This window comes from Palleronia marisminoris (assembly GCF_900172315.1).
GTDB classification, from domain to species: domain Bacteria; phylum Pseudomonadota; class Alphaproteobacteria; order Rhodobacterales; family Rhodobacteraceae; genus Palleronia; species Palleronia marisminoris.
On the sequence record NZ_FWFV01000001.1, the window covers coordinates 291824 to 304979 of the forward strand.

Annotated in this window: 13 protein-coding genes and 1 pseudogene; 11 read left to right on the top strand and 3 right to left on the bottom strand. The window is 61.2% G+C overall.

What is annotated here, in order from left to right:
- Positions 1–26 precede the first annotated feature (26 nt).
- A complete protein-coding gene (locus PAM7066_RS01420) occupies positions 27–1316 on the bottom strand; it encodes an N-acetylmuramoyl-L-alanine amidase (protein WP_085852776.1) in 1290 nt (429 codons plus the stop codon).
- A gap of 98 nt (positions 1317–1414) precedes the next feature.
- Positions 1415–2554 carry a pyridoxal phosphate-dependent aminotransferase gene (locus tag PAM7066_RS01425; RefSeq protein WP_085852330.1) on the bottom strand — a complete coding sequence of 380 codons (1140 nt, stop codon included), beginning with the start codon at positions 2552–2554 and terminating at the stop codon, positions 1415–1417.
- 126 nt (positions 2555–2680) lie between these two features.
- Here PAM7066_RS01425 and PAM7066_RS01430 point away from each other — a divergent pair, with 126 nt between their 5' ends.
- The 11 genes from PAM7066_RS01430 to PAM7066_RS01475 all read left to right on the top strand — a co-directional run bounded on the left by PAM7066_RS01430 (position 2681) and on the right by PAM7066_RS01475 (position 12092).
- Complete coding sequence (locus tag PAM7066_RS01430; RefSeq protein WP_085852331.1) at positions 2681–3421, top strand: DsbA family protein; 741 nt, start codon at positions 2681–2683, stop codon at positions 3419–3421.
- Between the two features lie 196 nt (positions 3422–3617).
- Positions 3618–4181, top strand: a complete 564-nt coding sequence (locus PAM7066_RS01435) for a hypothetical protein (RefSeq protein ID WP_085852332.1) — start codon at positions 3618–3620, stop codon at positions 4179–4181.
- Positions 4182–4191: 10 nt separating this feature from the next.
- On the top strand, positions 4192–6720 hold the full coding sequence (locus PAM7066_RS01440; RefSeq protein WP_085852333.1) for a methyl-accepting chemotaxis protein: 2529 nt from the start codon (positions 4192–4194) through the stop codon (positions 6718–6720).
- 140 nt (positions 6721–6860) lie between these two features.
- The gene (locus PAM7066_RS01445; protein WP_175484542.1) at positions 6861–7280 is read left to right on the top strand and encodes a chemotaxis protein CheD; all 420 of its coding nucleotides are present in this window, start codon (positions 6861–6863) and stop codon (positions 7278–7280) included.
- The gene (locus PAM7066_RS18475; RefSeq protein WP_139214929.1) at positions 7277–7549 is read left to right on the top strand and encodes an STAS domain-containing protein; all 273 of its coding nucleotides are present in this window, start codon (positions 7277–7279) and stop codon (positions 7547–7549) included. Before PAM7066_RS01445 ends, PAM7066_RS18475 begins: the two co-directional genes overlap by 4 nt.
- Complete coding sequence (locus PAM7066_RS01450) at positions 7546–7917, top strand: response regulator (RefSeq protein ID WP_085852335.1); 372 nt, start codon at positions 7546–7548, stop codon at positions 7915–7917. The genes PAM7066_RS18475 and PAM7066_RS01450 overlap by 4 nt, the downstream gene beginning before the upstream one ends.
- 4 nt (positions 7918–7921) lie before the next feature.
- Positions 7922–9994 carry a chemotaxis protein CheA gene (locus PAM7066_RS01455; protein ID WP_085852336.1) on the top strand — a complete coding sequence of 691 codons (2073 nt, stop codon included), beginning with the start codon at positions 7922–7924 and terminating at the stop codon, positions 9992–9994.
- Complete coding sequence (locus tag PAM7066_RS01460; RefSeq protein ID WP_085852337.1) at positions 9991–10461, top strand: chemotaxis protein CheW; 471 nt, start codon at positions 9991–9993, stop codon at positions 10459–10461. The genes PAM7066_RS01455 and PAM7066_RS01460 overlap by 4 nt, the downstream gene beginning before the upstream one ends.
- On the top strand, positions 10462–11364 hold the full coding sequence (locus tag PAM7066_RS01465; RefSeq protein WP_085852338.1) for a CheR family methyltransferase: 903 nt from the start codon (positions 10462–10464) through the stop codon (positions 11362–11364).
- Complete coding sequence (locus tag PAM7066_RS01470) at positions 11365–11751, top strand: response regulator (RefSeq protein ID WP_085852339.1); 387 nt, start codon at positions 11365–11367, stop codon at positions 11749–11751.
- The gene (locus PAM7066_RS01475) at positions 11748–12092 is read left to right on the top strand and encodes a hypothetical protein (protein ID WP_085852340.1); all 345 of its coding nucleotides are present in this window, start codon (positions 11748–11750) and stop codon (positions 12090–12092) included. Before PAM7066_RS01470 ends, PAM7066_RS01475 begins: the two co-directional genes overlap by 4 nt.
- A 78-nt stretch (positions 12093–12170) precedes the next feature.
- On the opposite strand, the pseudogene PAM7066_RS01480 reads toward PAM7066_RS01475, so the two are convergent.
- A pseudogene (locus PAM7066_RS01480) lies at positions 12171–13136 on the bottom strand (DDE-type integrase/transposase/recombinase).
- Between the last annotated feature and the right edge of the window lie 20 nt (positions 13137–13156).

Genomic DNA, 13156 nt, shown 5'->3' on the forward strand with positions numbered 1-13156 from the left:
TACCGCGCCACACGGTTCCGTGAGAGCTACTGCATCAGCCGCTGCGCTTCGAGCGCGTCGCGACGTGCCCAGGTCTGAAGGCCGACCCTTATTCCGTCGGCGGCACGGGTGCGCCATACAGGGTCGGTCAGCCGCGCGCGATCGCTAGAGCTCGACATGAAGCCGAGTTCGATCAGCACCGACGGGATGTCCGCGGCGCGCAGGACCGAGAAATCCGCCTTCAGACGTGGGCGCTTGTGCAGGTCGCCGGTCGCCTGCGCCAAGCCTGCGACGATCTCGTCCCCCAGTGCCTCGGAGCGTGGCCCGGTTTCCCGCCGAACCATGTCCAGGAGGACGCTCGCGACGGCGTCATCTGCCACCCCGGTTTCCACTCCGATCAGCAGGTCGCCGTGGTCCATGCGCTCGGCCAGCATGCGCGAGGCGTCGTCGGAGGCATCCTCGGACAGGGTGTAGACCGTCGCGCCCGAGGCAAGACCGTCTTCCAGTGCATCGGCGTGAAGCGACAGGAACACATCGGCCTCGGCCCGACGCGCCAGGCTGACGCGGCGCGGCAGCGGCACGAAGCGGTCATCCTCACGGGTCAGCGAAACCTTCATCCCGTGCCCCTCGAGGACCTCCGACAGTTCCTTTGCGAAGGTCAGCACCAGGTCCGCTTCCTTGATCCCGTCGGCCTCGGCGCCCGGGTCGAACCCGCCATGTCCGGGATCGAGCGTGACGCGCAACGGTCGGTCTCCGCTCTGGCGCAGGGAAGGCACCGGGACGTTTTCCGGAGAGGGCAACGCGAAGGCCGCCCCCTCGGGAACGCCTGCCTCGGCGGAAAAGCGTTCAGCGGTGGTCGGCGCGAGCTGCAGTTTCAAGACGGCGCCTTCGACGCCGGTCGTGACGAGGCCAGCGGTTTCGATACGAAGCGGGTTGGCAAGCTCGACCACGAGGCGCGACCACCCCTCGCGGAAGCGCCCGCGATAGAGGCCCTGCACGTGATCCGATGCATGAAGGTTCGCCAGTTCCGCGCCGGTGAAATCGACCTCCGAGAAGTCGATGACCAGCCGCCGCGGCGCATCGAGCGTGAAGACCCGCCACGGCACCGGCTGGCTCAGCGCGAGTTCCACATGCAGGTTGGCTCCGAAATCCTCGATCCGGCTTTGATCCGTGTCGATCCGGGCGAGAGCCGTCAGCCCGCTCGACGGCGCCGGCACATCGCTCGGCGGCGCGGGGGCGCCCCCGTTCCAGTCATCGGCAGTGAAGTCCTGCGTTACCGCGGGCGCCCCAAGGCACGCCGCGACAATCAGGCCGATAGCCAATCGTCGGAATTCCATCCGCTCGTGCCTCGTCTTGTCTGCCTCGGTCGGGGTCTTTGCGTGCCCCGTCTTGTGGCAGAAAGGATAGCATCGGCGGAAAAATTCCGAAAGAAAAATCAGGCCCGCTCGGCCCATTCCTTCAGGCGCCCGAGTCCCTCCACGATATCGGCGGTGGAACGGGCGTAGGAGAATCGCAGCATCCCCCGTCCCCGCACCGGGTCGAAATCGAGGCCGGGCGTGACCGCGACGCCCGCCTCGTCGAGGATCCGTCCCGACAGGGCGAGCGCGTCGTCCGACAGGTGGCGCGAGTCGGCGTAGACGTAGAACGCGCCATCGGGCGGCGCGAAACTGGGGAACCCCGCCGCCGCCAACCCGTCGATCATCAGCTGCCGGTTCGCAGCATAGACAGAGCGGTTCGCGTCGAGCTCTTCGTGGCAGTCGAACGCGGCGAGCGCCGCTACCTGGCTGGCGTGGCTGGGACAGATGAAGAGGTTCTGCGCGAGCCGCTCGACCTGGCGGACGTGGCTTTGCGGCACGACCATCCAGCCGATCCGCCATCCCGTCATGGAGAAATACTTCGAGAAGGAATTGATGATGAAGGCGTCACCCGTCAGTTCCAGCGCCGAGACGGCCGGACGGTCGTAGTGCAGCCCGTGGTAGATCTCGTCCGAGATCAGCGTCACGTCCATCTCGCGACATTGCGCGATCAGCGCGGCGAGGCTGTCGCGCGACAGCATGGTGCCTGCCGGATTCCCCGGCGAGGCAACGATCAGCCCCGAGAGATCGGCCGTGATCTGGTCCGGGCGCGGCTGGAAGCGGTCCTCCATCGCCGTCTCGATCCCCACCGGGTCGAGCGACAGCGCCTTCAGGATGTGGCGATAGGAGGGGTAACCCGGCAGCCCCAGCCCGACCCGCTCGCCCGCGTCGAAAAGCGCGGTGAAGGCCAGGACGAACCCCGCCGAGGCGCCGGCCGTCACGACGACGCGCGCCGGGTCCAGATCGACGCCGTGCCACTCGGCGTAGTGTTGTGCGATCCGCGCGCGCAAGGCCGGCAGGCCAAGTGCCACCGTATAGCCCAGCGGTCCCGTCTCCATCGCGGCGGCAAGTGCGCGTCGCGCGCCGGCGGGCGCGGGCGTGCTCGGCTGGCCAACCTCCATGTGAATGATGTGCCGTCCCGCGGCTTCGGCGGCGCGCGCCTTTTCCATCACGTCCATGACGATGAACGGATCAACGTCCCCGCGTCTCGATTGCCGCATCTTTCGCACCTCCGGTCGCCTGCCTGCCGCGCCTCGTGCCGGGCGTCAATCACGTTGCCGCAAGTGCCCTTGCCACGCGGGGGCGGATCGCCCACGCTTTCGTCCGACACTTCAAGGAGCCCGCCGATGAAGACTCCCCTCGCCGCCCTACTCTGTCTCGCGCTCGCCGGCCCGGCCGCGGCCACCGAGATCGGGGACATGACAGATGCCGAACGCGCCGCCTTCCGCGACGAGGTCCGCGCCTACCTGCTGGACAATCCGGACGTCCTGATGGAGGCGATCTCGGTCCTCGAGAGCCGCGAGCAGCAGGCCCAGGCGACCTCCGACGCCGAGCTGATTGCCGAAAATGCCGAGGCACTTTTCGACAGCGGGGACAGCTGGGTCGGAGGCAATCCCGAGGGCGACGTCACGGTGGTCGAGTTCCTGGACTACCGGTGCGGCTACTGCCGCCGTGCCTTTCCCGAGGTCGAAGAGTTGATCGAAAGCGATGGCAACATCCGCTTCATCGTCAAGGAGTTTCCCATCCTCGGCGAGCAGTCCGTCCTCGCCAGCCGCTTCGCGATCGCCACCCAGCGGGTTGCCGGCGACGCAGCCTACGAGACGGTTCACGACGAACTGATGACCATGCGCGGCGAGGTGAGCGAGGCGAGCCTTCAGGGGATTGCCGAGGACAACGATCTCGACTGGGACGCCATCGCCGTCGAGATGGAGGCGCCGGCCGTGGACGAGCGGATCGAAGCGGGGCTGGCGCTTGGGCAGCGGATGGGCGTCAATGGCACGCCCTCCTTCGTCTTCGGCGACCAGATGGTCCGCGGCTATGTGCCGCTCGACGTGATGCGCGAGATTGTGGCCGACGAACGCGGCTGACGGGCTGCAACGCAGAGCGCTAGAGTGCGACCGGGGGTGAATGGCACCCCGGTCCGCCTTGTCATTTCCGGAGCATTCTAGACGAATGCACGGCGTATGGATTGGCGTTCACCTGAACGCCGCAGCGCCGATTAAATGCTTATTAAATCCCCGTACGTAGGGTCTGGCAGACGGTACATTGCCACGGGACCCTGCCATGACGTTCAAGCCGCTTCTGACATGTCTGGGACTGTTGTGCGCGCAAGCCGCACATGCCGATACCGACGCCATATCACAGCTCTCGCATGACCTTGCACAGGATCTCATGGCCGATGCGGGCGTGCGCATTGCCATCGAAGCAGGCAACGCGGCCCATGGTGAATTGTCCGAGTACGAGCTGATCGCCCTCGATCGGATGTGGCGCCGCGAGGTCGGCGAAGACGACCAACCGACCATCGAAGCGGTCATCTCCGGCCCCGGGACGGAGCGCCTGCGAGCGATGATGGAACGCGGCGGGGGCGCCCTCACGGAAATCATCGTCATGGACAAGCGCGGGATGAACGCCGCCGTCAGCAGCGTGACGTCGGATTTCTGGCAAGGCGACGAGGACAAGTTCCTTCGAACCTTCAGCCAGAGCCCCGACGCGCTCCACATCGAGGATCTGGAGCTCGACGAATCCACGGGCCGCTTCCAGATCCAGGTGTCGCGAACGCTGGTCGATCCCGTCACCGGCACCTCCGTGGGCGCCGTCACCTTCGGCTTCGACGCAGCCGTTCTTTGAATTCGCCAAGATGAGGCACCGCGACATGATTTCCCAGAAACAGACCCCGTTCTATCGTTCAGCAGGCTTCAAGATCAGCGCCTGCGTCGTCTGCGCCATTGCCTTGCTTGGTATCGCTCTCGACCTGGTATTCGACGACGGCCTCGAGCGCATCACCACGCGCCTCGTGGCCGCTCAGGTAGATGCCGAAGTTGAATTCGTCGGGACGCTGCTCGGCGCACAGGTCGCCTTCGAACAGCAGGGAAGCACCGAGAGCACCCTTGAGCGTCTTGTCGAAAACTCGGACGGCGCGATCGCACGCGTCGCAATTACCAATGCCGAGGGCGAACCTTTTGCGGCAACAGGTCAAGGCAACCTGCAGGCATTGTATGCGCTGGCCTCCACTGGAATCGCACCTGCTTCCAACGCAGAGCGGATCTCGTTGGCGCAATTGACGCTTCCAAACGGTTCCGAAGCGGGCACCATCGCCGTTGAATGGACGACGGAGCATATCGCCGCAGTGCGCCATGCCATCCAGCGGCAAGTTCTTCTGGCCACGATCGTCGTCGGGATCATCGCCACGGCAATCGTCTTGATAGCGTTCCGGTTCATCGTCTCAAAGCCGATGTCTCGCCTGGCTTCTGCGGTCGAACGTCTGCGCCACCGCGATTACGATTTCGAGGTCGCTGATGCCCACCGGCGGGACGAGTTCGGCGTTCTCAGTCGCTCCGTCGACTCGTTCCGCAGCGACCTGAGCGCCGCCGCCGAGCTCGAGGCCCGCGCTCGAGAAACCAATGCTGCCTTCGACGCGACCAGCGCGCCTCTGATGGTGGCTGACGCAAAAGGGCAGATCACCGCGATCAACCCCGCTGCACAAAAGCTGATGAAGACGTACCGCGATGCGATCATGAAGATGATCCCGGGCTTCGATCCCACCGACATCGTCGGGCAGCCCCTGCAGCGTTTTCACCCCAACGACCACGGCCGCATTCTGGACCGGATCGGAGCGTCGGCTGTCAGCACCCGCCTGAAGTTCGGCGAGGGTCGGATGAAACTGCAGATTCAACCCATTCATGCTGCCGATGGAAGCCAAGCCGGCTACGTTCTCGAATGGCAGGATATGACCGACGAATTTCGCGACCGCTCGCGTATCGACGCGATCGAACGCACCCAACTTTGCGCGGAATTTGGTGCTGACGGCAAACTCAAGACCTGCAATGACACATTCCGCAGCGCAGTTGGAACCGAATCCGCCCGGCTTGCCGAATTGATCCGCAGCGTCGTGCCGAACGGTCCCACCGGCCAGCACATCGTCAATCAGGTCCTGCGCGGCGAGAACATCGACGGACTGTTCCAGATCACCTCGAGTTCCGGGAAGCCGGTCTTCGTCGAGTGCAACATCAACGCGATGCGGGACATCGACGACACCATCCACCGCCTGTTCTTCGTCGCTCGCGATGTGAGCGAGGCGCAGATCGACCTCGAACAGGCTCGTACAGAACGTGAGCAGTCCGAGAGGGAGCGCACCCAGGTCGTCGATGCCTTGCGAGACGGCATGAGCAAGCTGTCGGGCGGCGATCTGGATGCCGAGATCGAGGGGCGGTTCGCCGACCGCTTCGAAGAACTGCGCAGCGACTACAACGCGACGGTTCAGATGCTTCAGTCCGCGATGACGGAGATTGCCGAGCGCGCCGGCAAGATTTGCAACGAAACGAGGGAGATCAGCACTACGGCCGAGATCCTCTCGCAACGCAGCGAAAGCACGGCGGCCACGCTCGAACAAACGGCCGCGGCGTTGGATCAACTCACTGGTGGCGTAAAGAACGCGGCGGAAAGTGCGCGCGAGGCAAGTTCCATCGTCGCTGATGCTCGCGCAGGTGCCGAGCAAAGCGGTGAGGTTGTTGTGCGCACCGTCAGGGCGATGGACGAAATCGCGGCATCGTCGCAAAAAGTCGCTTCGATCATTAAAGTCATTGACGACATCGCGTTCCAGACGAACTTGCTTGCCCTCAATGCCGGCGTCGAGGCGGCACGGGCGGGCGATGCAGGAAGAGGTTTCGCCGTTGTCGCTTCGGAAGTGCGCGCCCTCGCGCAACGGTCGTCCGACGCCGCACGCGAGATCAACACCCTTATCGGTCAGAGCAGCGCGCAGGTGAAATCCGGCGTGGCCCTCGTGGGCGAAACCGGCGAGGCGCTTCAACGGATCGTAGGCTTGGTCACGAACATCTCCGAGCGAGTGGTACAGATCGCCGATGCGGCCAAGGACCAGTCTTCATCGCTCGAAGACATCAACGGTGCCGTCAACCAACTTGACGGGGCCACGCAGCAGAACGCGGCTCGCCTGGAAGAAACCACCGCAGCGAGCGAGACCCTGCGCAACGATGCTTCTACCCTGGTTGAAGCTATCGCCCGGTTCCGTGTGCCCGGCTCCAAAGACACGCGATCGCAGACCAGACCGACGCCTCCCGCTCGCGCGCCCAAAATCGCCGTAGCGAAAGCCGGACCATTTGCATCTGCATCAGCGGCGGCAACGGCCACCGAGACATGGACGGACTTCTGATGGGAACTCCGCCGCTTCAAGACACGCAGCATCCAGTTCGGTCGCCAAAGTCGATCACCCTTCTGCAGGGAGAATGCCAAGTCACCGACGATCCAAACCTGGAGCTGACGACGCTCCTCGGGTCTTGCATCGCAACCTGCATGTTCGACGAGACCGCCGGAGTCGGAGGGATGAACCACTTCCTCTTGCCATTTGGCGCGGGTGGCAGTCATTCGACCGAACGCTACGGCCTCTACGCCATGGAGATCTTGATCAACGGCCTACTCAAGCACGGCGCTCGCCGCAGCCGAATTTCCGCAAAAGTGTTTGGTGGGGCTCGGATGGGTGAACTGCTCAACAGTATTGGCGACCGCAACGCCGCCTTCGCATTCGAGTTTCTCGAACTCGAGAAAATTCCCTGCGTCGCCCGATCTACTGGAGGGACCATGGCAAGGCGCATCAAGTTCTGCCCTTCCACGGGTCGAGCTTCGCAGCTCTTCGTACGCGAGATGGTCGCGGACGAACCTCAAAACACGCCGCAAGGCGACGACGTCATGTTCTTCGATGGAGATCAGTCTTGAGCAATCAAATCACGCTGGAAGGACGGCTAGCCTCGGATCAAGCCGATGCCCTCCGCGATGAGCTTTCCGCCGCTTCTGCAGACCTGACAATCGACGGAAGCGGAGTTCGCGGAATCGGAGCGCTTTGCGCTCATGAACTCCATCGAGCGCGAACGATGCGCTCCGGGTCAGGTGGTGCTTGGCACATCAATGCTTCAAGCGAGATGCACGCCGACCTCGAACTGCTGGGTCTGTCGACGACCCTCGAAAATCTGGGAGACAAAAAATGAGCGGTCTGAAGGTACTGGCGATCGACGACTCGCGCACAATGCGCGATCTACTTCGCGCTACGCTCGAAGAGGCGGGCTTCGAAGTGTTTACGGCCGAGGATGGCGAAGTTGGAGTGCAGACTGCCTCGACCGTGTCCCCCGACGTTATCATCACAGACATCAATATGCCGAGACTCGACGGGTTCGGTGTCATTGAGACGGTCAGAAAGCGGGAAGGAAGCCGACGAACACCTATCCTCGTTCTCTCGACAGAGAGCGCAGGAGAACTGAAAGCTCGGGCTCGGGACGGCGGTGCGACCGGTTGGATCGTCAAACCATTTGACGACGCCAAGCTTCTAGCGGCGATACGCCGCGTCGCGGGAGCTTGAATCGATGGCAACTTTGGACGAAATCCGACAGGTATTCTTCGTCGAATGCGACGAACAACTCGAGACACTGACGGACGGTCTCGGTGAACTGCATCCCGAGGCAGACGCAGGTGAGGTGTCCGAGACGATCAACGCGATGTTTCGGGCAGTGCACTCAATCAAGGGAGGAGCCGCGTCATTCGGCCTCGACGCGCTCACAAGCTTTGCCCATGCGTTCGAATCCGTTCTCGACGATCTCCGCCTCGGCCACATCAGCGTGTCGAGCGAACTCGTTCGTGAATTCTACCGCGCTTCGGATCACTTGGCCGACCTTGTTACTGGAGGTGGCACGGGCGCTGAGACTGATGAGGCGATCCTCAACCAGATGATCTCGTCGATCCTCGCGATGGGAATTGACAAATCCAATGAGCCAGATTCGAGCGAGATGTCTCCCGAAAGTTTCGGCTTCCAACCAATCATGTTGGATTTTCCGGGGGTCGAACCATCTGAAGAAGCGTACCAGATTAAGTTCTCGCCAACCAGAGCACTCTACGACCTCGGCCACGAACCCGTTCACCTTTTTCGTGAGCTCGCGTCCATGGGAGATCTTGAGACGGAGGCTATCCTTCCTGAATTGCAGGAAAACGACGGTCTCATGTCATGGCGGCTCAGGCTGGTTACGACCGCGGCGCCCCAGGAACTCTGGGACGTCTTCGACTTCGTCGGCGAACTAGCAGCCATTTCTGTTGATGTGGAAGATGCGAACAGAAGTGATCCAGAACCGGATCCCGATGGCCCTCCCGATTCTACAAGCGTCGACGACAATAGTGTCGACAAGGATGAAAAGCCGAGCACGCCGGAAGTCTCCCGGAAAGCTCCACCCCAGAAAACAACTTTGCGCGTAGACCTCGACCTTGTGGATTCGCTGATCAACCTCGTCGGAGAACTTGTCATCAATCAATCGGTTCTCGCACAGTCTGTGGCAGAGACGCAGTTCAGCGAAGCCACGCGAATTGATCAGGCCTTGGAGGAGCTAAAGACCCTATCCCGTCAGATCCAAGAAGGAGTGATGAACCTTCGGGCCCAATCAGTTAAGCCTCTATTTCAGAGAATGGCGCGAATTGTGCGGGAAACCGCCGATATCGCAGGAAAGAACGTAATACTAACAACAGAAGGTGAATCAACAGAAGTCGACCGCACGGTCGTCGAGCATTTGGTCGATCCTCTCACCCACATCCTGCGCAACTCGATCGATCATGGCATCGAGGATGCGCAAACGCGAAAAGGCCGAGGAAAGCCGCTCGAGGGACACCTCCGGCTATCCGCCGTCCACCGTTCGGGCCGGGTCTTTATCGACATATCGGACGATGGGGGCGGGGTAAACAGGGAAAGAGTTCTCTCAAAGGCGGTCGAAAAAGGACTTGTCTCCCCGGATGCTACCCTATCTCCGGCTGACATCGACCGACTCCTATTCACGCCCGGTTTTTCGACGGCAGAAGCGGTGACAAATCTATCGGGGCGCGGCGTCGGAATGGATGTGGTCAACCGTGAGATACAGAAACTCGGTGGACGCATTTCGATAACATCTGAACCAGGTGCCGGAACCACAATTTCAATCAGCCTACCGCTGACCCTTGCTGTCCTTGACGGCATGGTTGTTGACGTTGCGGGTCAAACGCTGGTCATTCCGATTTCTGCGATCGTCGAAACTATCCGGCCGGAAGAGGCGAAGCTCAGCCACGTTGGTCCACGCTCGAAGATGGTGAACGTGCGAGACGTACTCATCCCGATCATTGAGCTATCGGACGTATTCTCTTTTGGAAATTCCAATCGCCCACCGACCGAACGAGTGCTTCTTCTTGTTGAAACAGAAAATCAGGCTTTGACCGCGTTCGCCGTGGACCGAATATATGATCAACGTCAAGTTGTTATCAAAAGCCTAGAAAACAACTACGGGCGCGTCCCTGGCATCGCGGCGGCCACAATTTTAGGGGACGGAAAGATAGCACTTATCGTCGACCCGGACGAGATAACCAGCAATCCCGCGAACTCCCACGACACGAGTTCGGTTGGAGTCAAAAAGAAGGCACTATCATGAACGACTCGACCGATGCTCGACACGAGCATAAGCGCGAACTGATTATCTTCACCGTGGCGGAGCAGAGCTTCTGCATGGACATAATGCAGGTTAGGGAGATACGCGGCTGGACTACCGTCACCGTTCTACCACATGCTCCAGGCTATGTTCTCGGGGTCGTCAATCTCCGCGGAGCCGTCGTTCCGATAGTCGATCTGGCCGCAAGGTTGGGATTGCCTCCGCTAAAGCCTGAAGCGCGCCACGTGATCCTTGTCACGCAGATCGCGGACCAAGTGGTAGGTTTCTTCGTCACCGCAGTTTCGGATATCTTGAGTGTCCCCCCTTCATCAATCCAGCCGATGCCCGACATGTCTGGTGCCGAGACCAGTGAATATATCGAGGGGTTGATAGTTGTAGAAGACACCACGATTAGCATTCTGAATGCCGCAGCAGCGGCGCCTGCGATTGCGCTGAGCGGAACTGCCTGAATGAAACTCGAGCCAACGGTCGCCGCTGAACCGGGCGAGGAGCTAAGCGATAGCGCTTTTCTGAAGATTGCAGCCTTCATGCGTGAGCGCACCGGAATCAGCTTGGATAGAGGGTCTCGACGCATTGTGCACTCTCGACTGCAGCGCCATGTGAAACGGAGCGGAGTGGGAGACTTCGACAAATACATTGATCTCGTCACGTCGGGCACGTCTGCTGACGAGGTTCAGCACGCGATCGGTGCATTGACTACGAACACCACTAAATTCTGTCGTGAGGCCGAACACTTCACGATATTTGAGAACGAGGTGGTGCCAGCCATTGTGCAGGCACTGCGGGATGGGCAGCGGGTTCGGCTATGGTCTGCCGCATGCTCATCTGGAGAAGAACCCTATACTCTCGCTGCGTCCTTGGTTCGAGCCTTTCCCGAGGCACCACGACATGACATTCGCATACTCGCCACAGACATCGACCAAACCGTGCTGCAGCGGGCTAGAACTGCCGAGTACGCGCGCCCGCCAAGCTCTCTCGTCAGCGACGAACTGGCGAGGATAATGTTCGAAGACGTTCCAGGATCGGAGGATCGGGTTCGCGTGCGAGAGCCGCTTAGGGACCTCGTTACGGTTCGGTACCTGAACTTTTTCGACCCTTGGCCCGTCAGCGGACCGTTCCACACGATCTTTTGCCGGAACGCTGCAATCTACATGGATAGTACAGCTCAGGCTGTTCTATGGGCAGGGCTCGCGCGCGTGCTTCATCCAGAAGGGATGCTCTTCATCGGGCATTCTGAACGACTGACCCCGGAACTCAACGCAACCTTTGCCCAGGTTGGGCGCAACGCTTACCGCCCCAAGTCGGCTGGACCGGCACCGCGGGCAGCAAAACACAATGATCGGAGCGTATGAATGTCTGTCAAGGATACGATCTCTATTCTCGTCGTAGACGACACGAGCGTCAGTCGCGGTCTAATTACGTCCTCCCTCGAGGAGATTGGCTTCAAGAAGATCGACTTCGCGAAAGACGGTGAATCGGCATTGGACCATGCCCTGCGCAAGGGGTGCCATTTGGTGATTTCTGACCAGAATATGCCCGGGATGAGCGGCCTGGAACTGCTGGCAAAGCTCCGGGGTCATAAGACAACCGCCAAAGTGGGGTTCATTCTCGTCAGCGGCAAGCTGGACCAAAATCTTATCGACGACGCCAGACGTCACGGGGCCAATAACGTTCTCGCCAAGCCCTTCGATACGCCCAAATTGCGGGCCTGTCTCAAGCCCATGCTCGGGGCAGTATGACGGGAGATCGCGTAGACCTGGGAATTGGCGAGATCCTACGTTTTGTGGGAACTCAGCTCGACGAACTTGAAGAGGATTTGCGCCGCATCGAAAGCGGGATCCTCGCCGCAGCGATGGCAAATCCGTCGAGCAGGCGCGTCATGCAGAACCTGGATCGTAGCCTTCAAGTTTTGCACGACCTGTCGAGGTTGTGCGTGGGCGTGTCCGATTCGGTCGAATGTGAGAGGCTCGCGGCGCATCATGTATCGACGCATCTACGTTTGGACCACTTGAGGGCTCGTCTCATATGTCCAGAAATGATCGAGGTTGATCAGCCGAGTGAGCCGGACTTCTTCGATTGATCGCGCCCGGCCATCGGTAAGCGCGTGGCCGGGTATCAGGTCGAAGGACCTTTCAGCATGGCGCCTTTGATCGCATCTCTAGCTGTCGCAACCCTTGTAATTATAAGGTGGGTTCTTAAAGATTTCCGCTTTCCGGCGCTGCCAATCCTTGAGAGCGTGGATGGGCATTTTGCCGTTGAGCACTGATTGCGGGAGCTGGCCGTTGAAGAGCCGGACGTAGCGCAGTATAGTCTGTTCGACGTTCTCGCCGCTGCGGAAGTGGTCGCTTTGCAGAACGCCCTCGATCCGACCGTCGAAGCGCTCGACCATGCCGTTGGTCTGAGGGTGCATGGGCGGGGCCAGACGGTGCTTGATGCGGAGCTCGGTGCAGGGCCGGTCGAAGTCGTGGTTGCCGGTGGCGGCACGCTTGCGCGGGCCGAAAAGACGATCTGTGAACTCTCTGCTGTTGTCCGTAAGCATCGGGTGATCCGCATCGGCGCAGCGCGCTCCAGATCGCGCAGAATGCGCCGCGCGCTGGCGGCGGTGTTCGCAGGATAGATGCGCACGAAGACCCAGCGGGCGGCTCGGTCGATTGCGACGAACAGATACAGGCGGCGGTCCTCGTCCGCCATCTGCGGCAGGTATTTCACGTCGACATGCACATGGCCTGGCTCATGGCCTCGAAAGGCTGTGCGTGGGCCGTGGCGCGGCAGGCTTCAGGTCTCGCAGGTTGCCTGCTCCATGCCGACGCAGGCAGCGGTCGAGCCCGGAGCGAAAGACGTTAGGGTTCAGAAACTCCCGCACCACGCAGAGAAGGTCGTTGAGCGGCAAAAGCAGCGTCTTGCGCAACGACACCGCCACCGCCTCTTGCGCTGGCGTGAGTGTCGTCTGGAGCCTGTGCGGGGTGTGGCTCCGGTCATGGACACTGTCCCGCTTCCGCCATTTCCAGACCGTCTGCTGCGAGATCCCGTGGCGTTCCGCCACCATCCATGCCGGGTCCGTGCTTGCCTGGATCGCAAACCTGAGCTTCGGCGTTGTCGCCGCCTGCTTGTGAAGAGAAATCAGCCTGCTCGCCCCGCGTCGCA

Bases quoted from the DNA above. Each gene is read 5' to 3' on its own strand.
- PAM7066_RS01420 (WP_085852776.1), bottom strand. From the start codon at position 1,316: ATGGAATTCCGACGATTGGCTATCGGCCTGATTGTCGCGGCGTGCCTT.
- PAM7066_RS01425 (WP_085852330.1), bottom strand. From the start codon at position 2,554: ATGCGGCAATCGAGACGCGGGGACGTTGATCCGTTCATCGTCATGGAC.
- PAM7066_RS01430 (WP_085852331.1), top strand. From the start codon at position 2,681: ATGAAGACTCCCCTCGCCGCCCTACTCTGTCTCGCGCTCGCCGGCCCG.
- PAM7066_RS01435 (WP_085852332.1), top strand. From the start codon at position 3,618: ATGACGTTCAAGCCGCTTCTGACATGTCTGGGACTGTTGTGCGCGCAA.
- PAM7066_RS01440 (WP_085852333.1), top strand. From the start codon at position 4,192: ATGAGGCACCGCGACATGATTTCCCAGAAACAGACCCCGTTCTATCGT.
- PAM7066_RS01445 (WP_175484542.1), top strand. From the start codon at position 6,861: ATGTTCGACGAGACCGCCGGAGTCGGAGGGATGAACCACTTCCTCTTG.
- PAM7066_RS01450 (WP_085852335.1), top strand. From the start codon at position 7,546: ATGAGCGGTCTGAAGGTACTGGCGATCGACGACTCGCGCACAATGCGC.
- PAM7066_RS01455 (WP_085852336.1), top strand. From the start codon at position 7,922: ATGGCAACTTTGGACGAAATCCGACAGGTATTCTTCGTCGAATGCGAC.
- PAM7066_RS01460 (WP_085852337.1), top strand. From the start codon at position 9,991: ATGAACGACTCGACCGATGCTCGACACGAGCATAAGCGCGAACTGATT.
- PAM7066_RS01465 (WP_085852338.1), top strand. From the start codon at position 10,462: ATGAAACTCGAGCCAACGGTCGCCGCTGAACCGGGCGAGGAGCTAAGC.
- PAM7066_RS01470 (WP_085852339.1), top strand. From the start codon at position 11,365: ATGTCTGTCAAGGATACGATCTCTATTCTCGTCGTAGACGACACGAGC.
- PAM7066_RS01475 (WP_085852340.1), top strand. From the start codon at position 11,748: ATGACGGGAGATCGCGTAGACCTGGGAATTGGCGAGATCCTACGTTTT.